This window comes from Variovorax sp. PvP013 (assembly GCF_050435945.1).
Lineage (GTDB): Bacteria > Pseudomonadota > Gammaproteobacteria > Burkholderiales > Burkholderiaceae_C > Variovorax.
In genome coordinates this window covers 963,103-989,218 of record NZ_JBNDLF010000001.1, presented here as the reverse complement: position 1 = coordinate 989,218, position 26,116 = coordinate 963,103, and the positions used below count along the sequence as shown (strand labels likewise).

Sequence of the window (26,116 nt, the reverse complement as noted above, 5' to 3'; positions counted from 1 at the left end):
CGTGACCTTGAAACTGCCGACGGATGGAACTGTCGTCCCGGCCGTCGGCCCCGGTGCGGATCGGTGCGGCACATGCCGATGTCGAAAACCGCTGTCCTGTTTTTACGGCTCAAGTCACATTTGTTAAAGATTGGATTCCCTCGGGACGCTCGATTCGGGCTGTTTTGGGTGTGAGAAAAGTCACACGCCACAGACTGCCGTGGCGTGGTGAATACTGAAGGATTCGACAGTTTCGGCCAGGGAAACGGTCCGTCGAGCCCGTCGTCCGACGGGGTGCCACGGGCCCGTGTCAGATGCCTCGGCGAGGGTCGGCCAGGCGCGCGGCCACGGCCTTCAGGTCGCGTTCGTTGCGCACTTCGGCGAGCACCGACGGCGCGCCCTGGGCCGCGCCGGCGACGGCGATCGACTTCTTCGGGCACAGGCCCAGGCACGACGACTCCACGATGCGCATCCGCGTGCGCTGGGCGCCGAGCGCGCGCTTGAGCGACTTGCGGGCGTCCTTCGCGGTGAGCTTGGACGGGCCGCTGCCGCGCTTCTCGCACTGGCCGCAGACCAGCACCAGGCCGTCGAACTTGGCCTTGACGAAGGGGGCTTCCAACGCATCGCGCGGGCGCTCCGGCGCGGCGATGGGTGCGGCGGGGACATCCGGTCCGGCGCCCGGCAGGTCGGAGGGGGCTGGCAGGGAAGAGATCTGTGGACCGTCGAGGGGAGTGGGGGTCGATGCGGCGGCGTGGGGTTTGCTCGGGATGGTCATGGCTGTTTCCGGATGGTTCGGGTGGTTGTCTGCGACCACCCTAGTCCCCGGTGGGTCCTCGCATCGAGGCGGTAGGCTAAGGTTCGGGTCGTACTTTTTCCCCTTCGAGGTCCGCCATGTCCACCGCCACCCTGCCTCCCATCGAACTCCTGACCGCGCCCGACCCGGTCGCTTCCATCATCGTCATCCACGGCCTGGGCGCCGACGGCAACGATTTCGTGCCGATCGCGCGCGAGCTGGACCTGTCGCCGGTCGGCCCGGTGCGCTTCGTGTTCCCGAACGCGCCGGTCATGAAGGTCACGATCAACGGCGGCTACCCGATGCCGGCCTGGTACGACATCGCCGGTCCCGGACAGCCCGAGGACGCCGCCGGCCTGCACGCCTCGCGCGCGGCCATCGAGGCGCTCATCGCCGGCGAGGTCGCGCGCGGCATCCCGGCCGAGCGCATCGTCGTCGCCGGCTTCTCGCAGGGCTGCGCGATGGCCCTGCTGACCGGGCTGCGCCACGGCGCGCGGCTCGCGGCGATCGTCGGCCTGTCGGGCTACCTGCCGCTGGCGTCGACCACCGAGGCCGAGCGCGGCGACGCCAACCGCGACACGCCGATCTTCCTGGCCCACGGCTCGCGCGACGGCGTGGTCGCGCCCGCGCGCGCGGCGGCGACGCGCGAGCTACTGGTGAAACTGGGCCACGCGGTCGAATGGCACGAATACCCGATGGAGCATTCGGTGTCGATGGAGGAGATCGCCGACCTGGAGGCCTTCCTGCAGCGCGTCCTGGCCCGTCCCTGACACCGCGCACCGCCGTCGCCGAGGGCTGCTTCAGGTAGGGATGACCTCCGGCAGCGGCCCGTACGCATAAATGCTACCTTCCAGCCCCATCACGTTCGACGGGCGATCCACACAATGAGCAAACTACAGGAGAGGCTGGCGGCGCTTGCGCCCGACCGGCTCACAGGCATGCGCCGCGGCATCGAGAAGGAGAGCCTGCGCGCGCAGCCCGACGGCCTGCTGGCGCTCACGCCGCATCCAGCCGCGCTGGGCTCGGCCCTGACCCATCCGCACATCACGACCGACTTCAGCGAGTCGCAGGTCGAGCTCATCACCGGCGTCCACGGCAGCGTCGAGGCCGCGCTCGACGAGCTGACCGACGTGCATCGCTTCACCTACGCCGTGATGGATGCCGCCGGCGACGAGCGCCTGTGGGTGTCGAGCATGCCCTGCGGGCTGCCGGCCGACGAGACCATCCCGATCGGGCGCTACGGCAATTCCAACGTCGGGCGCGCCAAGAGCGTCTACCGCATGGGCCTGGGCCACCGCTACGGGCGGCGCATGCAGACCATCTCGGGCATCCACTACAACTGGTCGCTGCCGGGCGTGTCGAGCGAACAGTACTTCGCGCTGATCCGCAACTTCCGTCGCCACGCCTTCCTGCTGCTCTACCTCTTCGGCGCCTCGCCGGCGCTGTGCAAGAGCTTCGTCGAGGGCCGGCCGCACGAGCTGCAGCCCATCGGCGAGGGCACCATGCACATGCCCCACGGCACCTCGCTGCGCATGGGGCGCCTGGGCTACCAGAGCGAGGCGCAGGCGTCGCTCGAGGTGAGCTACAACGGCCTGGAAGGCTATGCCGCTTCGCTGCAGGACGCGCTCACGCGGCCCTGGCCGGCTTACGAGTCGATCGGCGTGCAGAACCCCGGCGGCGAGTACAACCAGCTCGCCACCAGCCTGCTGCAGATCGAGAACGAGTTCTACGGCACGATCCGGCCCAAGCGCGTGATCCACCCGGGCGAGCGTCCGCTGCATGCCCTGCGCGAGCGCGGCGTGGAGTACGTCGAGGTGCGGCTGATGGACCTCGACCCGTTCGAGACCGTGGGCATCGCGGCGCCGACGATCCGCTTCCTCGACGTCTTCCTGCTGCACTGCCTGCTCGACGACAGCCCGCAGGACACGCCCCGGGAGATCGCCGAACTCGCGCACAACCAGAACCTGACGGCCGCGCGCGGCCGCGAACCGGGCCTGCGGCTGCTGCGCGACGGCCAGGAGATCCGGCTGGTCGACTGGGGGCGCGAACTGGTCGCGCAGTGCGCGCCCATCGCCGCGGCCATGGACGCGGCGCACGGCGGCCGGCTGCACGCCGAGGCGCTCGAGTCGGCGCTCGCGGCGTTGGACGACGCGAGCCTGCTGCCGTCGGCGCGGGTGCTCGAGGCCATGGCCGCGCGGCACGGCGACTCCTTCACCGCCTTCGTGCGCGAGCGTTCCGAGGCCACCCGCGTGGCGCTGCTGGCGACGCCGCTGCCGGGCGAGACGCAGGCGCTCTTCGAGCAGGCGAGCCAGGAATCGGTCGAGGCCCAGAAGCGGGTCGAGGCCGGCGACACCATGCCGTTCGAGATCTACCGCCAGCAGTACGTCTCGCCCTCCCGTCTGGGCCGGGGCGTGGGCAGCGGCCGGCCGCTGCGCAGCGTCGCCGCGGTGTGAGGACCTTCGGCGGTAGGCCACGGCCTACCCCGATGGGGCGGGCCGGCCCACCGGCCTTCGGGCGGCGGGCTCCCCATCATGGTGCCTTGCCTTCATCCAGCGCTCCGGCGCGATCACCTTGTCCCATCCATCCATGGCTTTCCGGACCTATCTGGTCGAAGACAACCCGGTGATCCGGGAGAACTTGGTCGGCTTCCTCGAGGACGTGGCCGACACCACCGTCGTCGCCCATGCCGCCTCCGAGGACGAGGCCGTCGACTGGCTGCACGGCCACCGCGACGGCTGGGACCTGGCCATCGTCGACCTGTTCCTGCAGCAGGGCAACGGCCTGGGCGTCGTCGGTGCCTGCCGCGACCGGGCGGCCCACCAGAAGGTGGTCGTGCTCAGCAACTACGCCACCCACGACATGCGCGAGCGCTCGCGCGCGCTGGGCGCCGACGCCTTCTTCGACAAATCGGCCGAGATCGACCAGCTGCTGGCCTACTGCGAGGCCGCGCACCGCGCCGACTGACCCGAGGCCGGATGGCCGAACCGGCCGGCCGATGTCGCCTGCGCAGCGAATCGGCGCGACGCTTTGCGTTAAAACCGCAGCCTTCCTTTCATCCGACTCCGAGAAGGCAGGTTTCCCATGAGCAGCATCGATTTCTCCGGCCGTGTCGCCATCGTCACCGGCGCGGGCGGCGGCCTCGGCCGCGCCCACGCGCTGGCGCTGGCACGGCGCGGCGCCAGGGTGGTGGTCAACGACCTGGGCGGCGCGCGCGACGGGTCGGGCGGATCGGTCGGCGCCGCGCAGGCCGTGGTCGACGAGATCCGCGCCGCCGGCGGCGAGGCGATCGCCGACGGCGCCTCGGTCACCGACTTCGACGCCGTGCAGGCCATGGTCCGCACCGCCGTCGACACCTGGGGCCGCGTCGACATCCTGGTCAACAACGCCGGCATCCTGCGCGACAAGAGCTTCGCGAAGATGGAGATGGCCGACTTCCGGTCGGTGGTCGACGTGCACCTGATGGGCGCGGTGAACTGCACCAAGGCCGTCTGGCCGCACATGACCGAGCGGAAGTACGGCCGCATCGTCATGACGACCTCGTCGTCGGGCCTCTACGGCAACTTCGGCCAGAGCAACTACGGCGCGGCCAAGATGGCCCTGGTCGGCCTGATGCAGACCCTGAGCATCGAGGGCGCCAAGCACGACATCCGCGTCAACTGCCTCGCGCCGACGGCCGCTACGCGCATGACCGAGGACCTGATGCCGCCGGAGGTGCTGGCCGCGCTCAAGCCCGAGGCGGTGGTGCCGGCGATGCTGGTGCTGGCCTCGCAGGACGCGCCCAACCGCACGGTGCTGTGCGCCGGCGCCGGCGGCTTCGAAGCGGCGCACGTCACGCTGACCAAGGGCGTGTTCATCGGCATCGGGGACGACGCGCCCGAACGCCTGGCGGCGCGGCTCGACGAGGTGCTCGAGCGCGGCGGCGGCGAGACCGTGCCGCAGAGCGGCGCCGCGCAGGGCACCGTCGAGGTCGGCAAGGCGATGGCCGCGGCGTCGCGGCGCTGAGTCGGCCCGTGGCCCGACCCGGGCCGGTGCGACCCGTCAGGCCGGGCGGACCACCACCACCGGCTGGCCGCGCTGCAGGCCTGCCGGCAGCAGCGAGTCGAGCCAGCCGAAGCGCCACGCCACGGCGGCCAGCGCGAGGAGCACGACCACCACCGCCACGGTGCGGGCCACGCCGTGCTTCTCGGCGTACGGGTCGCGCAGGCTGCGCCGCGAGTTCGCCGGCAGATGGGGCGTCTGCGAGAGCGAGCCGCCCAGGCGCACGTTCACGCGCATACGGCCGTTGATGGCCCACCCGCTCGCGTCCAGGATCGGTCCCAGGCTGCGCTGGCGCAGCTTGAGCCAGGCGATCAGCATGCTCGGCCCCGAGATCGCCAGGACGATGCCCACCACCGCCACCGGGATCCATTGCCCCAGATCGACGAACTTGGCGAAGATGCCCACCAGCACGGCGCTGATGCTGCCCAGCGCCACGCCCAGGGCGGCCACGGTGCCGACGTCGATGCGCGCGGGCAGCTTGACGGCGCCCGCGGCGGCGTTGGCCGCGGCGGTGGCGCCGGCGGGCGTCGTCGCGGCCTTGTCGGCCGTGGTCAGCGTGGTCGCCAGGGTGTTGAGCGAGCCCTGCGCGAGCGTGTCGCTGGCGGCGGCGCGCTTGGCGACCTGCTCCTCGATCAGGCGCAGGAACTTCTTGTAGGGCGACATGAAGGCCTGCCGCACGCTGGTCGGGTTCTCGATCACCTTGGTGATGGTCGCGTCCCAGTCGTTGCCCTGGCGGTCGTAGAAGACGCCGTTGCGCCCGGCGAACAGGAAGTCGACGTCGCCCGCCGTGAAGGCCGAGACGATGGTCATGGTCTTGCCCTGGCGCGTGCACTGGCAATAGGCGAGGTAGGCCTTGGCCAGCCCGGCCAGCGCCGCGTGCTTGGCGGCGTCGGCCACCTCCACGCTGAGCTCGCAGCTGCGGCCGTCGAGGTAGAGCGTGCCGGCCTGGAAGATTGCGCCCTCGCGCTGGTAGAAGGCCTTGAAGGAGACGAAATTGGTCAGCAGCGCGAGCAGGTCGCGCTTGAAGCGCAGCAGCTTCTCCAGGTCGGCCAGGCGCGCGTTGTGCGGCTCGATGCGCTCGTCCTCCTCGATCAGCGCCAGCACGGCGTCGCGTTGGGCGAGCGCGTCCTCGACCTCCTGCGCGCTCAGGGCGCCCAGCTTGGTCTCGGGCTTGGCGGCGAGCCAGTTGCGCGAGGACTTCACGCGCTCCTGCAGCATCGTCCACTCGGCTTCCTCGAGCATGTCGGCCTCGGCGCGGACGAAGGGGCGCACGGCGTCGCGCTGGAGCTTGCGCAGGGCCTCGGCCCAGGCCGGGTTCACGCCCTGGCGCAGCGGCAGCGCGCGGCCGGCCTCGATCGGCGCGAGCGGCAGCCGGGCGATGCCCTCGGCGCGCAGGGCGGTGTCCTGCAGGGCCAGCGCCTCGTAGGTCTCGATCGACGGGTTGAGCGCCGCCACCGAGCGCGGGTCGTAGGCGGCCACGCGGCACAGCGCGAAGAAGTCGTCGACCTTCGCGCGCACCGCGTCCACGGCCTGCGCGGCGGCCAGCGCGGATTCGCCGGGCGACGGCGCGTCGGGGGCGTCGCCCGTGGCGCCGGCGAACCAGTCGCGCAGCGACTGCGCCTCCTCGAAGAAGGCCTCGGCCCGCGCGCGGTCGGCGCCGTCGAGCCCGTTGAGGTCCTTGGCGTGGCCCTGGGTCTTCATGACCAGGCGCAGCACGTCGCGCACGGCCTCGTCGTCGGCGCTCTCGGGCGGGACGATGCCGTCGCCGTTGAAGCGCATGGCGTCGAGCAGCTGGGCGCGGTCGGTGACGTCGGCCAGGGCCAGCGTGGTCGCGCCTTCCTTGCCGCGCAATTGCAGGATGCGCCGCGCCTCGTCGGCCAGCGAGGTGGCGACCTCGCCGTCGGTCTCGCCGCGCACGTCGGCGATGGCGTCCAGCGCGATCTCGTCGCCGCCGCGGATCAGCTCGTCGGGGTCCTTCAGGTGGGCGCAGGCCCATTCGCAGGCGGCGATCAGCTCGGGCGGGCGGATGCGGCCGTCGCGGTCGGTGTCGATCAGGTCGAGCGTGCGGGGGTCGAACTCGATGCCGCGCGTCGGGCAGGCCAGCGCGACCCAGAGCTTCTGGTCGAGCTGACCGATGCGCGCGATGTCCTCGCCGGTGCGGATGACGACCTGGTCGACGCCGCCCGCGCGGAAGAACTGCCAGGTGTGGGGGGTGCTGCTCATGGGGATTCCTCCGTGCCGCGCACCGCGGTGCGGGCTCGCTGGGGGTGGGCTGGGGACGGACCGGCGCGGCGCTCGTTCGCCGCGCGCGACGCTCAGGTCTGGATGTAGGTGCGCAGCTGGTCGATGGTCTGCTCGTGGTCGGCGATCAGGTCGTCCATCAGGTCGCGGATCGACAGCATGCCCACCACCTTCGCGCCGTCGACCACCGGGAGGTGGCGGATGCGCTTCTGGCTCATCAGCGCCATGCACTCCTGCGTGGGCGTGTCCGGCGCCACCGTGAAGACGTCGGCGGTCATGATGTCGGCCACCTTCACGTCGCGCGAATTGCGCCCCTGCAGGGCCACCTTGCGCGTGTAGTCGCGTTCCGAGAACACGCCCGCGAGCACGTCGCCCCGCAGGACGACCAGCGCCCCGACCTCGTGGTCGGCCAGCACGTGCAGGGCGTCGAAGACGGTGGCGTCGGGGCTGGTGCTGTAGAGACCGCCGTTGGAACGGCGCTGCAGCAGGGCGGATACGGGCTTCATGAACGACTCCGGCAAGAGAGGGGAAGACTGGCGCCGACGCCGGCGGGGCGCGTTGCCAGGGAAGAGCCTTCATCATAGGGGGCGCCCTGTGCATTCCTTCACAATCGCGACCCCCCGACGACCAAAAACGAAAGCAGACCCTCCGATGGCGATCCAGTGGTTCCCCGGTCACATGCACCTGACGCGCAAGGCGATCGGCGAGCGCATCAAGGACATCGACGTCGTCATCGAGTTGCTCGACGCGCGGCTGCCCGGCTCCAGCGCGAACCCGATGCTGGCCGAGCTCACCGGCCACAAGCCCGGCGTCAAGGTGCTCAACAAGCAGGACGTCGCCGACCCGGCGCGCACCGCGCGGTGGCTCGCCCACTACAACGCCGTGCCCGACACGCGCGCCATCGGCCTGGACGCGAGCCAGACCAACGCGGCGCAGCAGCTCGTGGGTGCCTGCCACGCGCTGGCGCCCAACCGCGGCGGCATGGCCAAGCCGATGCGCGTGCTGATCTGCGGTATCCCCAACGTGGGCAAGTCGACCCTGGTCAACACGCTCGCGGGCGGCCGCAAGAAGGCCAAGACGGGCGACGAGGCCGGCATCACCAAGCTCGAGCAGCGCATCACGCTGGCCGACGACTTCTACCTGTGGGACACGCCCGGCATGCTGTGGCCGCGCATCGTCGCGGCCAAGGCGGGCTACAACCTGGCCGCGAGCGGCGCCATCGGGCGCAACGCCTACGACGAGGAGGAGGTGGCGCTGGAACTGCTCGACGTCCTCAAGCGCTCCTACGCCGGCGCGCTGGCCAGGCGCTTCGGGCTCGACGGCGACGCCGGGGCGATCGCGTCGATGAAGGACGAGGAGATCCTGGAGGCCATCGGCCGCAAGCGCGGGGCCCTGCTGGGCAAGGGCCGCGTCAACCTGCAGAAGGCGGCCGAACTGGCGATGCAGGCCTTCCGCGACGGCAGCTTGGGCGGCGTCACGCTGGAGACGCCCGAGGAGTTCGCCGTGTGGATGGAGGAGGGCCGGAAGCTGGACGAGGCCCGGACGGCGAAGAAGGCCGCGCGCGGCCGCAAGGCACCGCCGCGGTCCGACGAATGAGTCCGGTCGGGCGCGGCGGGAGGATCAGGCTTCCATGACGATCTTGCCGGCCTCGACGTACTCCTCGAACTGGGTGCGCGGCATGGCGGTCGAGCCGACCACGCCCTGGGCCTCCTCCCAGCCGAGCGTCATGCTGTCGGGCGCCTCGATCACCTCGATGCGGCCTTCGGGGATCGGAATGGGCAGGCCGTCGCCGGGGGTGTAGGTGACGAGGCCCTTGATGGTGGCGAACTGGGTCATGGAAAGCTCCTGGAACGAATGGATGGACGGATGACGGAAGGCGGGGTGGTTTTCCCGCGCACACGGACCATGATTGCACGACTGTGATGACGTCACGAATCCCCCGGTAGGACGGCCGAAGGCCGGACGGCGGCGTCGAAAGGAAGAAACCATGTCGGACAGCCCCCCATCCTCCGTTCCGCTCGGCAAGGTCCGCGTGGTCGGCATCGCCTTCGTCTTCCTGTGGTTCGCCATCGGCGGCGTCGCGCACTTCGCCTTCACGCAGACCGAGATGCGCATCGTGCCGCCCTGGGTGCCGTGGCCGCGCGCGGCGGTGCTGGTCAGCGGCGTCTTCGAGTTGCTGGGCGCGGCGGGCCTGCTGTGGCGGCCGACGCGCCGGTGGGCCGGCATCGGTCTGTTCGCGCTGACCATCGCCGTGACGCCGGCGCACTTCCACATGCTGCAGCGTCCGGAGTTGTTCCCGTCGATCCCGTACTGGGCGCTGGTCGTGCGCCTGCCGGTGCAGGTCGCGCTGCTGGCGCTGATCGCGTGGTCGACCTTCGCATGGCGGCCGACGGACCGCGCCCGCGCGGCGTCGCCGACGTAGCGCACGGTGCCAGGCCCGGCGCTGCCTTGTTCCTGTCACGGTCGGTGCGCAGACTCGGCGCACCATGCTCGACGTCATCACCTCCCACGAAGCGACCTACGTCCCCTACGCCCGGCAGCGCAAGTCCGGCGGATTCTGGGAGGGCGTGGTCGACATCCTGTTCGTCGACAGCAAGACGATCCACGTCTGCGACCGCTGCCACGACGATTCCGCCGACGCCTTCATGGACGCGAGCATCGACGCCATGCGTCTCGCCGGGGCCTGCTAGCCAAGTTCGGTTTCAGATGAACAGGGCCGGGTCGACCATGGCGCGGTTGAGCTGCACGCTCCAGTGCAGATGAGGACCGGTGACGCGGCCGGTGGCGCCGACGGCGCCGAGGCGCTCGCCGGTGGCGAGGACGTCGCCGGGGCGGCAGTCGGTCGCGCTGAGGTGGCAGTACATCGTCAACAGGCCGGCGCCGTGGTCGAGCCAGACGGTGCCGCCGTTGAAGAAGTAGTCGCCCGTGTCGATCACGCGGCCGGGCAGCGGGGCCACGACCGGCGTGCCGGTGGGCGCGGCGATGTCCATGCCGCTGTGCGGATTGCGCGACTGGCCGTTGAAGACGCGGCGCAGTCCGAAGGAACTAGAGCGCCGGCCCGGCACCGGCACGCGCATGCGCAGGTCCTGCGGCAGGGCGCCCGGTGACGGCTCGGTGAAGGTCGCCATCACCGTGGCGACGTGCGTCCGCTCGCGCTCGTAGCGGGCCTGGTCGGCGGCCGACAGGTCGACCGTGCCCGGCGCCACCTTCAGGCGCTGCTCGCTGTACTGCTTCGACGCCACCCGGTAGGTCAGGCGCCGTTCGCGCTCGTTGGCGACCCGCACCACGAGGGTCCGCACGCCCACCGCCGCCGACAGCGGGATGCCCACGACCGCCGTCCACTCGATGGGATCGCCGGTCACCAGCAAGGGAATGTCGTTCTCCAGCGCGACCGGCCGCGTCGCCGCCGGCCCGAGCGACAGCCGCGCCACGCCGCCGGGCACCGGCAGCGCCTGGGGCCAGACCTCCGTGGCGGGCGTGGATTCCGACGACGACGGCGCGGCGTTCGAAGGCAGGGCCGACAGCGCCAGCAGGCCGCCGGCACCGGTCAGGAGCGCGCGTCGCGACGACGAGGAAGGGATGATCGAATCGGGGTGGAGGCGAGGCAGGTGGCGCATGCGAGGCAGTCTATCGAGGCCGGCCCGTCGTCCCTTACCGATGGAAAAATGTAACTTTGTCTTACGATAGAGCGTCTTTTGTTTCAAAGGAGTCGGCATGGCTCGACGCAGACAGGGTGCCGCGTTCGATTTTCTGGACTTGGTAGCGATGCTGCCGTGGTGGGGCGGCATCGGTCTGGCGCTCGCCAGCCACGTGCTGCTCGATCGCCTGTCGGTGCCTTCGTCGACGCCGATGCAGGCGGGCCAGATGGGCACCTTCGTGCAGCAGGCGCTGATCGCCGGCTTCGCTTCCATCGGCCGCTGGCTGGTGCCGCTGCTGTGCCTGCTGGGAGCCGCGGTGTCCTTCATGCGCCGCCACAGGCGCCGGGCGCTGGTCGACACGGTCACCGGATCCGACGCCGCGGCGGCGCTCGACGGCATGTCCTGGCGCGAGTTCGAACTGCTCGTGGGCGAGTCGTTCCGGCGGCAGGGCTGGCAGGTCGCGGAGCAGGGCGGCGCGCAGGCCGACGGCGGGGTCGACCTGATCCTGCGCAGGGACCGCGAGACCTTCGTCGTGCAGTGCAAGCAGTGGAAGGCGTTCAAGGTCGGCGTCGGCGTGGTGCGCGACCTCTACGGCGTGATGGCCGCGCGCGGCGCGGCGGGCGGCTTCGTCGTCACCTCGGGCCGCTTCACGGCCGAGGCGCGGCGCTTCGCCGAGGGTCGCAACGTGCGCCTGATCGACGGCCCGGCGCTGCTGGCGCTGATCCGGCCGGCGAGGGGGGCGGGTGCGGCGTCGTCGGCTTCCTCGTCCGCGCGTGCGAGGCCCACGACCGGCGGCGCGGCAACAGGTGTCCAGCCGCCGCCGTCATCAGCTTCAGGATCAGGATCGGCAACTGCGTCCACAAACACGTTCACGTCCGCGTCGGTGCCACCGCGCGACGGCGCTCCCGCACCGTCGGCGCCGATGCACGTCGGGCCGGCGCCGGGCGGCGATGTCGCGGCGCCCGCCTGTCCGACCTGCGAGGCGGCGATGGTGCGGCGCATGGCCCGCACGGGCGCGCGGGCCGGCTCCTCGTTCTGGGGCTGCTCGCGCTTCCCAGCCTGCAGGGGCACGCGATGAAGCGCGCCGCGACGAGCGTCCCGAGCCGCATCCGGCTCCGCCTCGCCTGTGCCGTCGTCTGCGCCCTGGCGGCTTCGGGCGCGGGTGCCCAGCGGGTCTACAAGTGCACGTCCGGCCGCTCGGTGTCGTACTCGCACGAGCCGTGCCTCGACGCGCAGGTCGTCGACGTCGTGCCGACGCAGGGCATGGACCGCGCCAGCGGCGTCAGCCGCAAGGGTGCCGACGTGCGGCGCATCGAGCAGCGCGCGATGCTCGCCCATGCCCTCAAGCCGCTGACCGGGATGGACGAGAAACAGTTCGGCAAGCTCGGCGATCGCCAGCGGCTGGACCCGCAGGCGCGCGAGGCCTGCGACCAGCTCGACGCCCGGCTGGCGCAGCAGGAGGCCCAGGCCGCTCAACCCGGGAGCGATGCGGAGCGCAAGGCCGATGCGACGCTGCTGTTCGAGAGCCGGCAGCGCTACCGGCGGCTGCGCTACTGAGCTGGAAAGGCGCGAACCGGTCGCTCGCCTCAGGCCCGCCCACCGACGGTGGTTGCGGACGTTTCGGGTCGTCGATGAACCCGCCTGCGGCCCGTCAGGCCGGCCGCCACGTCCCCGGCGCCAGCCCGTCGAGCGCGTACGGCCCGATGGCCGCGCGGACCAGCCGCAACGTCGGATGCCCGACCGCCGCCGTCATCCGCCGCACCTGCCGGTTGCGGCCCTCGCGGATGGCCAGCTCGATCCAGGTCGTGGGGATGGCGGCGCGCACGCGGATCGGCGGATCGCGCGGGCCGATGGCGGGCGCCGCGTCCAGGCGCCGCGCGCGCGCCGGGCGCGTCGGGCCGTCGTTGAGCCGCACGCCGTCGCGCAAGGCCGCGAGCGCCGCGTCGTCCGGCTCGCCCTCGACCTGCACCCAGTAGACCTTCTCCATCTTGAAGCGCGGATCGGCGATGCGCGCCTGCAGCCGGCCGTCGCCGGTCAGCAACAGCAGCCCCTCGCTGTCGGCGTCCAGCCGGCCGGCGACGTACACGCCGGGCAGGTCGATGAAGTCCTTCAGTCCGCGCCAGCGGCCCTCGGGCGTGAACTGGCTGAGGACGCCGTAGGGCTTGTGGAAGCGGACGAGGGGAGGAGGGGCGATCGGTCCAGACGATGAGCCGCAAATCGACGGAATCGGCTCACTGCCGAGTCGCGGGTTGCGTCGACGATCGCCTTTGTCCATGGACTCGACTCAGGCCCCGCGAAAGCACGACAACCCCCAGGGCGTCAGCTTGACCGGCAGGTGATGGTGCTGCGACGCGTCGGCGATGCCGAAGCGGAACACCTGCACGTCCATGAAGGCCGGCTCGGGCAGTACCGCGCCGCGCGCGCGGAAGTAGTCGCCGACGTGCAGGCGCAACTCGTAGACGCCGACGCCGAACAGCGGCTCGGGACCGTCGAGGCCGTCGACCACGCCCTGCGGGCCGACCTGCCCGGCGGCAACCGGCACCCAGCGCTCGGCGCCGTCGACGGACGCATGGCGCACGACATCGACGCGCATGCCGCGGGCGACGACGCCGTTGGCGACATCGACGACGTGGATGGAAACGGCTTGCATGGAGAGTTTTTCCCGTTGGATGTTCAGAGGGTCACGTCACCTGATCACGCCGCACCCAACTCATCGAGAAGCGTGCGGGTCTCGTCGATCGGTACCGGAAGCGCCGTCTGCACCACGGTCCAGACTGTGCCGACATTGACATTCGCATGGCCATGAATGAGTTGGTTTCGGAAGGGCACGATCTTTGGCAGATCCGAAATGCGGCACGCCAGCCTTGCATCCAGTTTGGACAATTGATTCAACGCTTCACCAATGACTTCGAATTTCCGTTCTACCGCCGCCTGCGCCATGACGTTGGCCGCATAGGCAGAAGCATCCATGCCTTCAACAAAGCTTTGGATCGTCAGAGCCGATTCCTTCACATCCCAAAGGAAGGCGCGTGGATCACGCCGCATAGACCAACTCACGACTCCGATCGATGTCCGCAAGCACGAAGGGATTGCGGATCGCTTCGGCTTCCACGAGATCGACGTCGCGTCCCAGCAGTTGTTCCAGATCGGCCTTGGCACCGAAGAAGGTGTCGAGATCGACGCCGACGTCCGGTGCGAATTCCACGAGGAAATCCACGTCGCTGCGCGTGAGATCGAAATCGTCGATGCGCGCGGCGGAGCCGAAGACGTCGAGCCGGCGGATGCGATACCGCCGGCAGATGACGGAGATTTCGGTGCGATGCCGCGCGATGGAGGGGTGCATGACCGAAGTCTACCGAGGCGACCTACTTGCCCCACCCGTCCCGCATCCCCGCCGCGCGGTTGAACACGGGACCGCCGCCGGCGCCGCCCGCCTTGGCGTCGGCGACGAAGTAGCCGTGCCGCTCGAACTGGAAGCCGGTGCCGTCCGCCGCGTCGGCGAGCGAGGGCTCGACGAAGGCCGACGTCGTCACCAGGCTGTGCGGGTTGAGTTCGTCGAGCAACTCGCCGCCGCCGGGCTTCTCGGCCGCGAACAGGCGCTCGTAGAGCCGCACCTCGGCCGCCACGGCGTCGGCCGCCGCCACCCAGGTGATGTTGCCCTTGACCTTGACGGCGTCGGCGCCGGGCGTGCCGCTCTTGGTGTCGGCCACCAGCAGGGCGTGCACCTCGACCAGGCGGCCGTCGGCGTCGCGCGTGGCGCCGGTGCACTCGATCGTGTGGCCGTACTTCAGGCGCACCTTGTTGCCGGGGAAGAGGCGGAAGAAGCCCTTGGGCTGGACGTCCTCGTAGTCGGTGCGCTCGATCCAGAGTTCGCGGCCGATCTGGAAATGGCGCAGGCCGCGCTCCGGGTGGTGCGGATGCACGGGCGCCGTGCAGGCGTCGAGCGCGTCGTCGCCGCCCATGAGCTCGCCCCAGTTGGTGATGACCAGCTTCACGGGATCGAGCACGGCCATGGCGCGCGGCGCGACCGGGTCGAGCGTCTCGCGCAGCGCGGCCTCGAGGGCGGCGTAGTCGGTCCAGCCGCCGCCGGACTTGGTGGTGCCGCTGCGCTCGCAGAACAGGCGCAGGGCCTCGGGCGTGTAGCCGCGCCGGCGCAGGCCGGCGAGGGTGGGCATGCGCGGATCGTCCCAGCCCTCGACGTGGCCGTCCTCGACCAGCTGGCGCAGGCGGCGCTTGCTGGTCATCACGTGGGTGATGTTCAGGCGCGCGAACTCGTACTGGCGCGGGTGCGGGCTGGCGATCAGGCCGCCCTCGGCCAGGCGGTCGAGCAGCCAGTCGTAGAACGGGCGCTGGTCCTCGAACTCCAGCGTGCAGATCGAGTGCGTGATCTGTTCCAGCGCGTCCTCGATCGGATGCGCGAAGGTGTACATCGGGTAGATGCACCAGCGGTCGCCGGTGTTGTGGTGCGTGGCGCGGCGGATGCGGTAGAGGGCCGGGTCGCGCATGTTGATGTTGGGGCTCGCCATGTCGATCTTGGCGCGCAGCACGGCGGCGCCGTCCTCGAGCCGGCCGTCGCGCATCTCGCGGAAGCGCGCGAGGTTGTCGGCCGGCGAGCGGGCGCGGAACGGGCTGTCGGTGCCGGGCGTGTTGAAGTCGCCGCGCCTCGCGCGCATCTCGTCGGGCGTCTGCTCGTCGACGTAGGCGAGGTCCTGGCCGATGAGGTACTCGGCCGCGCGGTACATGAAGTCGAAGTAGTCGCTCGCGAAGTACTCGTGCGGCTGCAGGATGCCGGGGTGGGCGGGACGGTCGGCCAGCAGGGTCTCGTAGCCCATCCAGTCGATGGCGTCGCGGATGGCGTCGACGTACTCCTGCTCTTCCTTCTCGGGGTTGGTGTCGTCGAAGCGCAGGTGGCACACGCCGCCGTACTCGCGCGCCATCTCGAAGTTCAGCCAGATGCTCTTGGCGTGGCCGATGTGCAGGTAGCCGTTGGGCTCGGGCGGGAAGCGCATGCGCACTTTCGCGGGATCGGGCATGCCCTGGGCGTGGTGGTCGGCGTCGCCGGGGGCGCCGCCCCACCGGCGGCCCTCGTAGGCGTTGCGGGCGAGGTCGTCCTCGATGACGTGGCGCAGGAAATTGCTGGGAGCGGGGGCGGTTTTCGGGACGTTCTTGTCGGCGGGGGAGGTCATCGACGGATTTTAGGGAGTTACTTTCCGCAACGAACTTCACGTGCCAGCGTTAACCTGATCGGGAGCTGACGCGTTGTGGTCAGACCCGGGCGTTTTCAGTTCTCGCCCCCCTTCCGGATCCCCGGATTTCCCCTCAAGGAGACCCTCATGCGTTTCATCCGTTCGACCCTCGCCAGGTTCGCCGCCGCCGGCGCGCTGGCCGCCGTGGCCCTGCTCGGCGCGGCCTCGGCCCAGGCCTCGAGCTGGTCGGTGGGCATCAGCACCCCCGGCATCGTCGTCAACGGCGGCGCGGCACCGCTCTACTACTCGCCGCCGCCCGTCTACTACGCGCCGCCGCCGGTGTACTACCGCCCGCCGCCGCCGCCCCCGCCGGTGTACTACCAGCCGGCGGCACCGGTCTACTACGGTCCGCCGCAGGGCTACTACGGCCCGCCCCGGGGCTATTACCGCGATGGCCATCGCGGCGACGGCTGGCGCGGCGACGGCGGCTGGCGGGGCGACGGCCGCCGCGACTGGCGCTGATCCCGGCACGGCGCGCCGCCCCCGCGGTGGCGGTGCCGGCGACCGATCGAACCGGCCTTTCCACGAGGCCGGTTTTTTTATGCGCGGCCGCTTTACCGTGCCTTTACGACGGCATCGACTGACCGTCGCAAAGCGCGAAGGGTCGCAGGCTACGATTTGACACGCCGACGCGACCCGTCGGCGTTTCGATGTCTCGCCCGGCCCGTTGCCGGCGACCGGTGCCCCTCCCGTCAGGATCTTCCGCATGGACCCCCGTCCCCACGACCCCCCGCCTTCCCGCGCCGACGATGCCGTCGCGCCCCCGTTCCGGCGCCGGCGCTGGTTGGGCGCGGTCGTGGCGCTGCTGGCGCTGGCGGCGTTGATCGGCGCGGCGTGGTACCTCGTCAACCGGCCGGCCGCCGCACCGCCGGGCGCCGGCGGGCGGCCGCCCGGGGCGGGAGCGGGCGGACCGGGCCGACCCGGCGGCCCGGGCGGCCCGCCCGGCGCGGCCTCCGGCGCGTTCGTGGTCACGGTCGGCTCGGCCGTCGCCCGGCGCGGCGACGTGCCGGTCTACCTCGACGCGCTGGGCACCGTCACGCCGGTGACCACCGTCACGCTGCGCCCGCAGGTCTCGGGCGTCATGACCGACGTCTACTTCACCGAGGGCCAGACGGTGCGCAAGGGCGAACTGCTCGCGCGCATCGACCCGCGCCCGTTCGAGCAGGCGCTGATGCAGGCCCAGGGCACGCGGTTGCGCGACGAGGCGCAGCTGCGCGCCGCGCGCGTGACGCTGGAGCGCTACCGCACGCTGCTCGGCCAGGACTCGATCGCCCGCCAGGAGGTCGATACGCAGACCGCGCTGGTCGGCCAGCTCGAAGGCACCGTGACGACCGACCGGGCCGCCGAGGCCGGCGCACGCCTGAACCTGGGCTTCACGCGCCTGACGGCGCCCGTGAGCGGCCGCGTCGGCTTGCGCACGGTCGACCCCGGCAACTACGTGGCGGCGGGCGCGACCACCGGCGTCGCCGTCATCACGCAGATGGACCCGATCGACGTGCAGTTCTCCGTCCCGCAGGACCGCGTGCCCGAGATCGAGGCCCGCGCCCGCGCCGGCACCGGCAAGCTGGCCGTGACCGCGCTCGACCGCACCCGCGCGACGACCCTGGGCACCGGCGCCTTCTCCACGCTCGACAACGTGATCGACACGACCACCGGCACCGTCAAGGCCAAGGCGCGCTTCTCCAACGCCGCCTCGACGCTGTTCCCGAGCCAGTTCGTCAACGTGCGGCTGCTGCTGCGCACGATCGAGGGCGCGGTGGTGGTGCCGGTGACGGCGCTGCGCACGGCGGGCACCGGCAACTACGTCTACGTCGTCAACGCCGACCGCACGGTGTCGATGCGCAACGTCAGGCGCGGCGAGTCGACCGTCGAGTCGGTGGTCATCACCGAGGGTCTCCAGGAGGGCGAGCGCGTCGTCACCGAGGGCGGCGACCGCCTGAAGGACGGCTCCACCGTGCAGCTGCCCACCGACGACGTGGCCGCGCGCCCGCACGGCGGCGCCTCGGGCGCGCGGGGCGGGGCCTCGGGGCCGCGCGGCGGTGCGTCCGGATCTCGTCGGCAGCGACCCGAATGAGCGCCGCGCCGGGCCGCCCCAAGCAAGCTCGCACCGCAGTGCGCAGCACGGAGGTTTTCCGATGAGCCCGTCGCGCCCCTTCATCGAGCGGCCGGTCGCGACGGCGCTGCTGATGGTGGCCATCGTGCTGGCCGGCCTGGTAGGCTTCCGCTTCCTGCCGCTGTCGGCGCTGCCGCAGGTCGACTACCCGACGATCCAAGTCCAGACGCTCTACCCCGGCGCCAGCCCGGAGGTCATGAGCCGCACCGTCACGGCGCCGCTGGAGCGCCAGTTCGGCCAGATGCCGGGGTTGAACCGCATGAGCTCGACCAGCGCGGCGGGGGTGTCGATCGTCACCCTGCAGTTCGGCCTGGGCGAGAAGCTCGACGTCTCGGAACAGGAGGTGCAGGCGGCCATCAACGCCGCCAACGCCCTGCTGCCGGCCGACCTGCCCGCGCCGCCGGTCTACGCCAAGGTGAATCCGGCCGACGCGCCGGTGCTCACGCTGGCGATCAGCTCCACCACCATGCCGCTGACCGAGGTGCAGAACCTGGTCAACACGCGCCTGGCGCAGAAGATCAGCCAGGTCTCCGGCGTCGGGCTGGTCACGCTCTCGGGCGGGCAGCGCCCGGCCGTGCGCATCCAGGCTGACACGCGCGCGCTGGCGGCCTACGGCATCGGCCTGGACACGCTGCGCACGGCGATCTCGGCGGCCAACGCCAACAGCGCCAAGGGCAGCTTCGACGGCCCGCAGCGCTCCTACACCATCAACGCCAACGACCAGCTGGTCACGGCCGCCGACTACCGCAACCTGATCGTCGCCTGGCGCAACACCGCGCCGGTGCGCATGAGCGACGTGGCGCAGGTGGTCGACAGCGCCGAGAACACGCGCCTGGGCGCCTGGGCCGGCCTGGCGGCGGCCCTGCCGGGCGTCGAGCCGGGCACGGCAGCGCCAGGCGGTGCGTCGGGCACGCGGCCGGCGAACGGCGGCGCCGCGTCGACATCGTCCACGGAAGGCGTGCTGTACCCGGCCGTCATCCTGAACGTGCAGCGCCAGCCCGGCGCCAACGTCATCGCCACCGTCGACGCCATCCGGCGCCAGCTGCCGGAGCTGCAGGCGGGCCTGCCGGGCTCGCTCGACGTCAAGGTGCTGTCCGACCGCACGACCGGCATCCGCGCCTCGGTCGAGCACGTGGAGATCGAGCTGCTGCTGGCGGTCGTGATGGTGGTGCTGGTGATCTTCCTGTTCCTGCACAGCGTGCGCGCCACGCTCATCGCCAGCCTGGCGGTGCCGATCTCGCTCGTCGGCAGCTGCGGCGTGATGTACCTGATGGGCTACAGCCTCAACAACCTCAGCCTGATGGCCCTGACCATCGCCACCGGCTTCGTGGTGGACGACGCCATCGTGATGATCGAGAACATCGCGCGCTACCTGGAGGAGGGCGAGGCGCCCTTCGCCGCCGCGCTCAAGGGCGCGGCGCAGATCGGCTTCACGATCATCTCGCTGACGGTGTCGCTCATCGCCGTGCTGATCCCGCTGCTGTTCATGGGCGACGTCGTGGGGCGGCTGTTCCGCGAGTTCGCGGTCACGCTGGCCATTACCATCCTGATCTCCGCCGTGGTGTCGCTCACGCTGGTGCCGATGATGTCGGCGCGCATGTTGAAGAGCGAGCCGCACAACGCGTCGCGGGGCTTCGCGGGTCGCGTGCAGGCCTTCTTCGACCGCGTGATCGCGCGCTACGACGTCTGGCTGCAGTGGGTGTTCCGCCGCCAGGGCCTGACATTGGTCGTGGCGCTGGCGACCATGGCATTGACGGTGCTGCTCTACGTGGCGATCCCCAAGGGCCTGTTCCCGACGCAGGACACCGGCCAGCTCCAGGGCCGCATCGAGGCGGCGCAGGACGTGTCGTACGAGCGCATGGCCGAGCTGCAGCAGGCCGCGGCGCGCGCCATCCTGGCCGACCCGGAGGTGGCGAGCCTGAGCTCCGTCACCGGCGTGGACGCGGCCAACAACACCATGCTCAACACCGGCCGCGTGCTGATCAACCTCAAGGCCGATCGCGGCGCTCAGGAGGCGACCATGCAGCGCCTGCGCGAGCGCGTGGCGCAGGTCGCGGGCGTGCGGCTCTACCTGCAGCCGACGCAGGACCTGACCATCGACGCCGAGACCGGTCCGACCGAGTACCGCTTCTCGATCGAGGGCGTGGATTCGGCCACCGTCACCGAGTGGGTGAACAAGCTGCGCGCCCGCCTGCAGGACGTGCCCCAGGTGCGCAACGTGACCAGCGACGCCGGCGCGCAGGGCCTGTCGGCCTTCGTCGACATCGACCGCGCGACGGCCTCGCGGCTGGCGGTGACGGCCAGCGCGGTGGACGACGTGCTCTACAGCGCCTTCGGCCAGCGCATCGTCTCGACCATCTTCACCGAGACCAACCAGTACCGCGTGATCCTGGAGGCGAAGAACGACTCGATCGAGACGCCGCAGCAGCTGGGCACTCTCAACCTCAAGACCGGCTCGGGCGCGGCCACGCCGCTGTCGGCCATCGCCACCATCCGCGAGCAGCTCGCACCGCTGCAGATCACGCACGTGGCGCAGTACCCGGCCGCGACGGTGGGCTTCGACACCGCCCCGGGCGTGTCGCTCGGCCGCGCGGTCGACGCCATCCGGCAGGCGGCGAAGGAGGTCGGCCTGCCTGTGGGCGTGTCGATGACCTTCCTGGGCGCGGCGGGCGCCTACGAGAACTCGCTGTCCAACCAACTGTGGCTGATCCTGGCGGCGGTGGTGTGCGTCTACATCGTGCTGGGCGTGCTCTACGAGAGCTACGTCCATCCGCTGACGATCCTCTCGACGCTGCCTTCGGCCGGCGTGGGCGCGCTGCTGGCGCTGATGGTGACGGGCAACGACCTCGGCGTGATCGGGATCATCGGCATCATCCTGCTGATCGGCATCGTGAAGAAGAACGCCATCATGATGATCGACTTCGCCATCGAGGCCGAGCGCCGCCAGGGCATGACGCCCCTGCAGGCGATCCACCAGGCCGCGCTGCTGCGCTTCCGCCCGATCCTGATGACGACGCTGGCCGCGCTGTTCGCCGCCGTGCCGCTGATGCTGGGCTTCGGCGAGGGCGCCGAGCTGCGCCGGCCGCTGGGCCTGGCGATCTTCGGCGGACTGATCGTGAGCCAGGTGCTGACGCTGTTCACGACGCCGGTGATCTACCTGGCGTTCGACCGGGTGGGGCGGCGCTTCGGCGGGCGGCGGGAGGTCGCAGCGTGAAGGCCGTCGCGGCCGGTGTCGGGTTTTTTCCCTCTCCCGGAGGGAGAGGGAGCGGATGCGAGGCTCCGGCGCCATGAACCTCTCGCGCCCCTTCGTCGAGCGCCCGATCGCGACCATCCTGCTGACCATCGGGATCGCGCTGGCGGGCATCGCGGCGTTCTTCGCGCTGCCGGTGTCGCCGTTGCCGAAGGTCGACTTCCCCGTCATCTCGGTCAGCGCCAGCCTGGCCGGCGCCAGTCCGGACACCATGGCCAGCAGCGTCGCGACGCCGCTGGAGCGGCGGCTGGGCACCATCGCCGGCGTCAACGAGATGACGTCGACCAGCTCCACCGGCTCGGCGCGCGTCACGCTGCAGTTCGACCTCAACCGCGACATCAACGGCGCCGCGCGCGAGGTGCAGGCGGCCATCAACGCCGCGCGCGTCGACCTGCCCGCCACGCTGCGCAGCAACCCGACCTACCGCAAGATCAACCCGGCCTCGTCGCCGGTCATCATCCTGGCGCTGACCTCCAGGACCAAGACGCCGGGCCAGATCTATGACGCCGTCTCCAACATCGTCAGCCAGCGGCTGTCGCAGGTGCAGGGCGTGGGCGACGTGGAGATCGGCGGCGGCTCGCTGCCGGCGGTGCGGGTGGAGCTGCTGCCCTACGCGCTCAACCAGTACGGCATCAGCACCGAGGACGTGCGCGCCGCCATCCAGGCCACCAACGCCAACCGGCCCAAGGGCGCCATTGAGGGCGAGGGCCGCCGCCTGCAGATCTACACGCCGCAGCCGGCGCGGCGCGCGGCCGAGTACCGCTCGATGATCGTCGCCTGGCGCAACAACGCGGCGGTGCGGCTGGCCGACGTGGCCAACGTGGTCGACGGCGTGGAGAACCGGCGCACGCTGGGCCTCTTCAACGGCCAGCCGGCCATCATCGTGCTGGTCACGCGCCAGCCCAGCGCCAACATCATCGAGACCGTCGACCGCGTGCGCGACCTCATCCCCGAGCTGCGCGCCCAGCTGCCGCAGGACATCGACGTCCAGGTGGCCTCCGACAGCACCAACTCCATCCGCTCGTCGCTCCACGAGATCGAGCTGACGCTGATGGTGTCGATCGTGCTGGTGGTGCTGGTGGTGGGGCTGTTCCTGCGCAAGGCGCGCGCGACGGTGGTGCCGGCGGTGGCGACGGTGGTGTCGCTGCTGGGCACGTTCGGCGTGATGTACCTGCTGGACTTCAGCCTCAACAACCTCAGCCTCATGGCGCTCACGGTGGCCACCGGTTTCGTCGTCGACGACGCCATCGTCGTGCTGGAGAACACCATGCGCCACGTCGAGGCCGGCATGGACCGCGTCGAGGCGGCGCTGCGGGGCGCGCGCGAGGTCGGCTTCACGGTGCTGTCGATCAGCCTGTCGCTGGTGGCGGTGTTCATCCCGCTGCTGTTCATGGACGGGCAGGTCGGCCGGCTGTTCCGCGAGTTCGCCGTCACGCTGTCGGTGGCGGTGATGATCTCGCTGGTCATCTCGCTGACCACCACGCCGATGATGTGCGCGCTGCTGCTGCGGCCGGAGAAGGACGGCGCCGCCGCCACGCCCGCGAGGCGCCCGTCCTGGCCCGCGCGCTGGGCCGAGCGCGGCTACGACGCGCTGCTGCGCACCTACGGCCGCAGCCTCGACTGGGCGCTGGCGAGCAAGGCGCTGGTGATGTTCATCCTGCTGGCGGTCATCGGCCTGAACGTCTACCTGTTCGCGAAGGTGCCCAAGGGCTTCTTCCCGCAACAGGACAACGGCCAGTTGAACGGCGGCCTGCGCGCCGACCAGAGCATCTCCTCGGCCGCGCTGGGCGAGAAGCTCAAGCAGGCGGTCGACATCATCCGTGCCGACCCGGCGGTGGACACGGTGGTGGGCTTCTCCGGCGGCAGCCGCGCGGGCGGCGGCTTCATGTTCGTCAACCTCAAGCCGCTGGCCGAGCGCAAGGTGTCCAGCGACGTCGTCATCAACCGGCTGCGGCCGCAGTTGAATCGCCTGACCGGCCTGCGCGTGTTCCTCGGCCAGGTGCAGGACCTGCGCGGCGGCAGCCGGCAGAGCAACTCGACCTACGAGTACACGCTCAAGGGCGACAACATCGCCGACCTGCGCACCTGGAGCGGCAGGCTCGTCGAGCGCCTGAAGCAGGAGAGCGCATTGACCGACATCGACGGCGACCAGGCCGACAACGGCGTCGAGACCTTCGTCACGGTGGACCGCGAGAGCGCCTCGCGCCTGGGCGTCACCGCCGCCGCCGTCGACGCCGCGCTCTACAACGCCTTCGGCCAGCGTTCGGTCGCCACCATCTACGACGAACTCAACCAGTACGCCGTGATCATGGAATGGGCGCCGCGCTTCATGCAGGGCCCGCCCGCGCTCGCGGACCTGTACGTGCCCGCGTCCACCGCCGCCGCGACCGGCACCACGGTCGTCACCACCTCCGCCAACCCCGGCCAGCGCGGCGCCTCCGTGGGCACGCCACTGAGCACCGCGCCGACCACGATGGTGCCGCTGTCCGCCATCGCGAGGCTCTCCGAGCGCGCCATCCCGACGTCGATCTCGCACGAGGGCGGCGAGCTCTCCAGCACCGTCTCCTTCAGCCTCGCGCCCGGCGTGGCGCTGGGCGACGCGCAGCGCATCGTCGCCCAGGCCAGCGCCGACATCGCCATGCCGATCAACGTGCGCGGCAGCTTCGGCGGCTCGGCCGGCGTCTTCTCGCAGTCGCAGAACCAGCAGTGGCTGCTGATCGTGGCGGCGCTGGTGGTGATCTACATCGTGCTGGGCGTGCTCTACGAGAGCCTGATCCATCCGATCACGGTGCTGACCACGCTGCCCTCGGCCGGCGTCGGCGCGGTGCTGGCGCTGCTGCTGTTCCGCATGGACTTCTCGCTGATCGCCCTGATCGGGGTGTTCCTGCTGATCGGCATCGTCAAGAAGAACGCCATCCTGATCATCGATTTCGCGCTCGACGCCGAGCGCGCGCGCGGCCTCACCGCGACCGAGGCCGTACGCGAGGCCTGCATGCTGCGCTTCCGCCCGATCCTGATGACGACGATGGCCGCCGCGCTGGGCGCGCTGCCGCTGGCGATCGGCTTCGGCCAGGGCTCCGAGCTGCGCCAGCCGCTGGGCGTGGCCATCGTCGGCGGCCTCATCGCCAGCCAGTTGCTGACCCTGCTGACCACGCCCGTCGTCTACGTGCTGATGGACAGGCTGCGCCGCCGCTCGGGCGACGAGCGCCATCTAGCGCGCGCGGCCGACGCGTCGCCGCCCCACGGCCTCACCCCGAATTCCCCATGACCGTCATGCCGCCCCCGCCGTCCACCTCCGCATCCGCCGTTCCGGCCGCAGCCACGGCCGCCGTCCACCGGCGCGCGCCGCCGGCCGGATGGCCGCGCGCCGCGCTGGCGCTGGCGCTCGCGGCCGCGCTCGCCGGCTGCGCGGTCGGACCGGCCTACCGGCCGCCGGTCGTCGACGCGCCCAGCGCCTGGAAGGAGGCGCCGGCCGTCGACGGCTGGCTGCCCGCCGCGCCGGCCGACGACCTGGAGCGCGGCCCCTGGTGGCAGCGCTTCGGCGACGCCGGCCTCGACGCGCTGGCCGAGCGCGTGCGCATCGACAACCCCGGCATCGCCGTGGCGGTGGCCAACTACGCGCAGGCCCAGGCGCTGGTGCGCGAGCAGCAGGCCACGCTGTTCCCGTCCGTGTCGCTCTCCGGCGCCGAGTCGCGCACCGGCACGCGGGGCGAGTCGAACGCCCGTGGCGTCGCCAGCGCCACCCTGGGCGCCTCCTGGGCGCCCGACGTCTGGGGCCGGCTGCGCCTGGCCGTGGGCAGCGCGCGGGCGCAGGCCCAGGCCAGCGCCGCCGACCTGGCGGCGGCGCGGCTGTCGGCGCTGGGCAGCCTGGCGTCGAACTACTTCCAGTTGCGCGAGGCCGATGCCGAACTGGCGCTGCTGGCCGCCACGCTGGAGGGCTACGAGCGCTCGCTGACCATCGCGCGCAACCGCTACGAGGCCGGCATCGCCGCGCAAAGCGATGTGCTGCAGGCGCAGACCCTGCTGGTGAACACGCGCGCCGACCGCGTCGCGTTGCAGCGCTCGCGCGACACGCTCGAGCACGCCATCGCGGTGCTGGTGGGCGCGGCGCCGGCGTCCTTCCGCCTGCCGGTGGCCGAATCGTGGACGCCGACGGTGCCGGCCGTGCCGCTGGGTGTGCCGTCCACGCTGCTGCAGCGCCGCCCCGACATCGCCGCCGCCGAGCGCGACATGGCCGCGGCCAACGCGCAGATCGGCATCCAGCGCGCGGCGTACTTCCCGAACATCGGCCTGAGCGCCTCGCTCGGGCGCTCGTCGACCAGCGTGGGCGACCTGTTCAGCGCCGCCGGCACGTTGTGGTCGCTCGGCCTGTCGGCCACGCAGGTGATCTTCGACGCCGGCGCCATCGCCGCGCGCGTGGACGCCGCGCGGGCGTCGTACGACGCCGTGACCGCCAGCTACCGGCGCACCGTGCTGGCCGCGTTCCAGGGCGTCGAGGACCAGCTCACCGCCACCGCCAGCCTGGCCCGGCAGGAGGCGCTGCGCCGCGAGGCCTCGGCCGCGGCCGACCGCACCGAGCAGCAGATCCTCAACCGCTACCGCGCCGGCCAGGTGAGCTACACCGAGGTCGTGACGGCGCAGGCCTCGGCGCTCAACGCGCGGCGCACGGTGCTGCAGGTGCAGGTCGCGCGGCAGGTCGCGGCGGTCGGGCTGATCCAGGGCCTGGGCGGCGGCTGGGACGTGGCGGAGCTGGTCACGCCCCCGTCACCCTGAGGCTCGAAGCTGAACGCGGTCTGAGCCGGCACCTTGCAATAATTG

The 26,116-nt window shown here is 71.4% G+C and carries 24 protein-coding genes; 14 read left to right on the top strand and 10 right to left on the bottom strand.

The annotated features are described in order from the left end of the window. Positions 1-289 precede the first annotated feature (289 nt). Entirely contained in the window at positions 290-754 is a 465-nt protein-coding gene (locus ABID77_RS04730) for a hypothetical protein (RefSeq protein WP_429591596.1), read from the bottom strand. A gap of 116 nt (positions 755-870) precedes the next feature. Between ABID77_RS04730 and ABID77_RS04725 the strand changes: the two genes are divergently transcribed. The 4 genes from ABID77_RS04725 (at position 871) to ABID77_RS04710 (ending at position 4,774) form a co-directional block, all read left to right on the top strand. Further along, complete coding sequence (locus tag ABID77_RS04725; RefSeq protein WP_429591593.1) at positions 871-1,542, top strand: alpha/beta hydrolase; 672 nt, start codon at positions 871-873, stop codon at positions 1,540-1,542. A gap of 114 nt (positions 1,543-1,656) precedes the next feature. Beyond that, positions 1,657-3,225: a glutamate--cysteine ligase gene (gshA, locus tag ABID77_RS04720; protein ID WP_429591590.1), complete on the top strand. Its 1,569-nt coding sequence runs from the start codon at positions 1,657-1,659 to the stop codon at positions 3,223-3,225. Between the two features lie 133 nt (positions 3,226-3,358). Continuing rightward, a complete protein-coding gene (locus ABID77_RS04715; RefSeq protein ID WP_429591588.1) occupies positions 3,359-3,736 on the top strand; it encodes a response regulator in 378 nt (125 codons plus the stop codon). A 117-nt stretch (positions 3,737-3,853) separates the two neighbouring features. Then, a complete protein-coding gene (locus ABID77_RS04710; protein ID WP_429591585.1) occupies positions 3,854-4,774 on the top strand; it encodes an SDR family oxidoreductase in 921 nt (306 codons plus the stop codon). 36 nt (positions 4,775-4,810) lie between these two features. Here ABID77_RS04710 and ABID77_RS04705 read toward each other — a convergent pair whose 3' ends face one another. Together ABID77_RS04705 and ABID77_RS04700 are read right to left on the bottom strand one after the other, a co-directional pair. Next, entirely contained in the window at positions 4,811-7,033 is a 2,223-nt protein-coding gene (locus tag ABID77_RS04705) for a hypothetical protein (protein WP_429591582.1), read from the bottom strand. A 92-nt stretch (positions 7,034-7,125) separates the two neighbouring features. After that, positions 7,126-7,557, bottom strand: coding sequence for a CBS domain-containing protein (locus tag ABID77_RS04700; protein ID WP_429591580.1), 432 nt, complete (start codon positions 7,555-7,557; stop codon positions 7,126-7,128). Positions 7,558-7,702: 145 nt separating this feature from the next. Between ABID77_RS04700 and ylqF the strand changes: the two genes are divergently transcribed. After that, positions 7,703-8,647 carry a ribosome biogenesis GTPase YlqF gene (gene ylqF, locus ABID77_RS04695; protein ID WP_429591577.1) on the top strand — a complete coding sequence of 315 codons (945 nt, stop codon included), beginning with the start codon at positions 7,703-7,705 and terminating at the stop codon, positions 8,645-8,647. 24 nt (positions 8,648-8,671) lie between these two features. On the opposite strand, the gene ABID77_RS04690 is transcribed toward ylqF, so the two are convergent. Then, positions 8,672-8,887 carry a hypothetical protein gene (locus tag ABID77_RS04690; RefSeq protein ID WP_429591574.1) on the bottom strand — a complete coding sequence of 72 codons (216 nt, stop codon included), beginning with the start codon at positions 8,885-8,887 and terminating at the stop codon, positions 8,672-8,674. Between the two features lie 151 nt (positions 8,888-9,038). Between ABID77_RS04690 and ABID77_RS04685 the strand changes: the two genes are divergently transcribed. Beyond that, positions 9,039-9,473 (top strand): DoxX family protein, encoded by a 435-nt coding sequence (locus ABID77_RS04685; RefSeq protein WP_429591571.1) that lies wholly within the window; start codon positions 9,039-9,041, stop codon positions 9,471-9,473. A 64-nt stretch (positions 9,474-9,537) separates the two neighbouring features. Then, the gene (locus ABID77_RS04680; protein WP_429591568.1) at positions 9,538-9,741 is read left to right on the top strand and encodes a hypothetical protein; all 204 of its coding nucleotides are present in this window, start codon (positions 9,538-9,540) and stop codon (positions 9,739-9,741) included. Between the two features lie 12 nt (positions 9,742-9,753). Here the strand turns inward: ABID77_RS04680 and ABID77_RS04675 are convergent, their stop codons facing one another. Then, positions 9,754-10,668 (bottom strand): peptidoglycan DD-metalloendopeptidase family protein, encoded by a 915-nt coding sequence (locus ABID77_RS04675; protein WP_429591565.1) that lies wholly within the window; start codon positions 10,666-10,668, stop codon positions 9,754-9,756. A 97-nt stretch (positions 10,669-10,765) separates the two neighbouring features. Between ABID77_RS04675 and ABID77_RS04670 the strand changes: the two genes are divergently transcribed. Both ABID77_RS04670 and ABID77_RS04665 read left to right on the top strand, forming a co-directional pair. After that, the gene (locus ABID77_RS04670; protein ID WP_429591563.1) at positions 10,766-11,767 is read left to right on the top strand and encodes a restriction endonuclease; all 1,002 of its coding nucleotides are present in this window, start codon (positions 10,766-10,768) and stop codon (positions 11,765-11,767) included. Further along, on the top strand, positions 11,764-12,246 hold the full coding sequence (locus ABID77_RS04665) for a DUF4124 domain-containing protein (RefSeq protein WP_429591560.1): 483 nt from the start codon (positions 11,764-11,766) through the stop codon (positions 12,244-12,246). Before ABID77_RS04670 ends, ABID77_RS04665 begins: the two co-directional genes overlap by 4 nt. Positions 12,247-12,340: 94 nt before the next feature. Here the strand turns inward: ABID77_RS04665 and ABID77_RS04660 are convergent, their stop codons facing one another. The 5 genes from ABID77_RS04660 to ABID77_RS04640 are packed head-to-tail and all read right to left on the bottom strand — an operon-like array spanning position 12,341 to position 15,875. Next, positions 12,341-12,964, bottom strand: coding sequence for a pseudouridine synthase (locus ABID77_RS04660; RefSeq protein ID WP_429591557.1), 624 nt, complete (start codon positions 12,962-12,964; stop codon positions 12,341-12,343). Positions 12,965-12,973: 9 nt separating this feature from the next. After that, complete coding sequence (locus ABID77_RS04655; protein WP_429591554.1) at positions 12,974-13,339, bottom strand: hydroxyisourate hydrolase; 366 nt, start codon at positions 13,337-13,339, stop codon at positions 12,974-12,976. A gap of 44 nt (positions 13,340-13,383) precedes the next feature. Continuing rightward, on the bottom strand, positions 13,384-13,734 hold the full coding sequence (locus ABID77_RS04650) for a HepT-like ribonuclease domain-containing protein (RefSeq protein WP_429591551.1): 351 nt from the start codon (positions 13,732-13,734) through the stop codon (positions 13,384-13,386). Then, complete coding sequence (locus ABID77_RS04645; protein WP_429591549.1) at positions 13,724-14,032, bottom strand: nucleotidyltransferase family protein; 309 nt, start codon at positions 14,030-14,032, stop codon at positions 13,724-13,726. Before ABID77_RS04645 ends, ABID77_RS04650 begins: the two co-directional genes overlap by 11 nt. 22 nt (positions 14,033-14,054) lie before the next feature. Then, the gene (locus ABID77_RS04640; protein ID WP_429591546.1) at positions 14,055-15,875 is read right to left on the bottom strand and encodes a glutamine--tRNA ligase/YqeY domain fusion protein; all 1,821 of its coding nucleotides are present in this window, start codon (positions 15,873-15,875) and stop codon (positions 14,055-14,057) included. Between the two features lie 147 nt (positions 15,876-16,022). Here ABID77_RS04640 and ABID77_RS04635 point away from each other — a divergent pair, with 147 nt between their 5' ends. The 5 genes from ABID77_RS04635 (at position 16,023) to ABID77_RS04615 (ending at position 26,071) form a co-directional block, all read left to right on the top strand. Next, a complete protein-coding gene (locus ABID77_RS04635; RefSeq protein WP_429591544.1) occupies positions 16,023-16,397 on the top strand; it encodes a hypothetical protein in 375 nt (124 codons plus the stop codon). A 244-nt stretch (positions 16,398-16,641) separates the two neighbouring features. Further along, complete coding sequence (locus tag ABID77_RS04630; RefSeq protein ID WP_429591541.1) at positions 16,642-18,009, top strand: efflux RND transporter periplasmic adaptor subunit; 1,368 nt, start codon at positions 16,642-16,644, stop codon at positions 18,007-18,009. Between the two features lie 61 nt (positions 18,010-18,070). Beyond that, a complete protein-coding gene (locus tag ABID77_RS04625) occupies positions 18,071-21,262 on the top strand; it encodes an efflux RND transporter permease subunit (protein WP_429591538.1) in 3,192 nt (1,063 codons plus the stop codon). 73 nt (positions 21,263-21,335) lie between these two features. After that, positions 21,336-24,566 carry an efflux RND transporter permease subunit gene (locus ABID77_RS04620; RefSeq protein WP_429591535.1) on the top strand — a complete coding sequence of 1,077 codons (3,231 nt, stop codon included), beginning with the start codon at positions 21,336-21,338 and terminating at the stop codon, positions 24,564-24,566. Then, positions 24,563-26,071 carry an efflux transporter outer membrane subunit gene (locus ABID77_RS04615; protein WP_429591533.1) on the top strand — a complete coding sequence of 503 codons (1,509 nt, stop codon included), beginning with the start codon at positions 24,563-24,565 and terminating at the stop codon, positions 26,069-26,071. The genes ABID77_RS04620 and ABID77_RS04615 overlap by 4 nt, the downstream gene beginning before the upstream one ends. Positions 26,072-26,116: the final 45 nt, after the last annotated feature.

Coding starts and splice junctions, on each gene's coding strand:
- ABID77_RS04730 (WP_429591596.1), bottom strand. CDS start 754: ATGACCATCCCGAGCAAACCCCACGCCGCCGCATCGACCCCCACTCCC.
- ABID77_RS04725 (WP_429591593.1), top strand. CDS start 871: ATGTCCACCGCCACCCTGCCTCCCATCGAACTCCTGACCGCGCCCGAC.
- gshA (WP_429591590.1), top strand. CDS start 1,657: ATGAGCAAACTACAGGAGAGGCTGGCGGCGCTTGCGCCCGACCGGCTC.
- ABID77_RS04715 (WP_429591588.1), top strand. CDS start 3,359: ATGGCTTTCCGGACCTATCTGGTCGAAGACAACCCGGTGATCCGGGAG.
- ABID77_RS04710 (WP_429591585.1), top strand. CDS start 3,854: ATGAGCAGCATCGATTTCTCCGGCCGTGTCGCCATCGTCACCGGCGCG.
- ABID77_RS04705 (WP_429591582.1), bottom strand. CDS start 7,033: ATGAGCAGCACCCCCCACACCTGGCAGTTCTTCCGCGCGGGCGGCGTC.
- ABID77_RS04700 (WP_429591580.1), bottom strand. CDS start 7,557: ATGAAGCCCGTATCCGCCCTGCTGCAGCGCCGTTCCAACGGCGGTCTC.
- ylqF (WP_429591577.1), top strand. CDS start 7,703: ATGGCGATCCAGTGGTTCCCCGGTCACATGCACCTGACGCGCAAGGCG.
- ABID77_RS04690 (WP_429591574.1), bottom strand. CDS start 8,887: ATGACCCAGTTCGCCACCATCAAGGGCCTCGTCACCTACACCCCCGGC.
- ABID77_RS04685 (WP_429591571.1), top strand. CDS start 9,039: ATGTCGGACAGCCCCCCATCCTCCGTTCCGCTCGGCAAGGTCCGCGTG.
- ABID77_RS04680 (WP_429591568.1), top strand. CDS start 9,538: ATGCTCGACGTCATCACCTCCCACGAAGCGACCTACGTCCCCTACGCC.
- ABID77_RS04675 (WP_429591565.1), bottom strand. CDS start 10,668: ATGCGCCACCTGCCTCGCCTCCACCCCGATTCGATCATCCCTTCCTCG.
- ABID77_RS04670 (WP_429591563.1), top strand. CDS start 10,766: ATGGCTCGACGCAGACAGGGTGCCGCGTTCGATTTTCTGGACTTGGTA.
- ABID77_RS04665 (WP_429591560.1), top strand. CDS start 11,764: ATGAAGCGCGCCGCGACGAGCGTCCCGAGCCGCATCCGGCTCCGCCTC.
- ABID77_RS04660 (WP_429591557.1), bottom strand. CDS start 12,964: ATGGACAAAGGCGATCGTCGACGCAACCCGCGACTCGGCAGTGAGCCG.
- ABID77_RS04655 (WP_429591554.1), bottom strand. CDS start 13,339: ATGCAAGCCGTTTCCATCCACGTCGTCGATGTCGCCAACGGCGTCGTC.
- ABID77_RS04650 (WP_429591551.1), bottom strand. CDS start 13,734: ATGCGGCGTGATCCACGCGCCTTCCTTTGGGATGTGAAGGAATCGGCT.
- ABID77_RS04645 (WP_429591549.1), bottom strand. CDS start 14,032: ATGCACCCCTCCATCGCGCGGCATCGCACCGAAATCTCCGTCATCTGC.
- ABID77_RS04640 (WP_429591546.1), bottom strand. CDS start 15,875: ATGACCTCCCCCGCCGACAAGAACGTCCCGAAAACCGCCCCCGCTCCC.
- ABID77_RS04635 (WP_429591544.1), top strand. CDS start 16,023: ATGCGTTTCATCCGTTCGACCCTCGCCAGGTTCGCCGCCGCCGGCGCG.
- ABID77_RS04630 (WP_429591541.1), top strand. CDS start 16,642: ATGGACCCCCGTCCCCACGACCCCCCGCCTTCCCGCGCCGACGATGCC.
- ABID77_RS04625 (WP_429591538.1), top strand. CDS start 18,071: ATGAGCCCGTCGCGCCCCTTCATCGAGCGGCCGGTCGCGACGGCGCTG.
- ABID77_RS04620 (WP_429591535.1), top strand. CDS start 21,336: ATGAACCTCTCGCGCCCCTTCGTCGAGCGCCCGATCGCGACCATCCTG.
- ABID77_RS04615 (WP_429591533.1), top strand. CDS start 24,563: ATGACCGTCATGCCGCCCCCGCCGTCCACCTCCGCATCCGCCGTTCCG.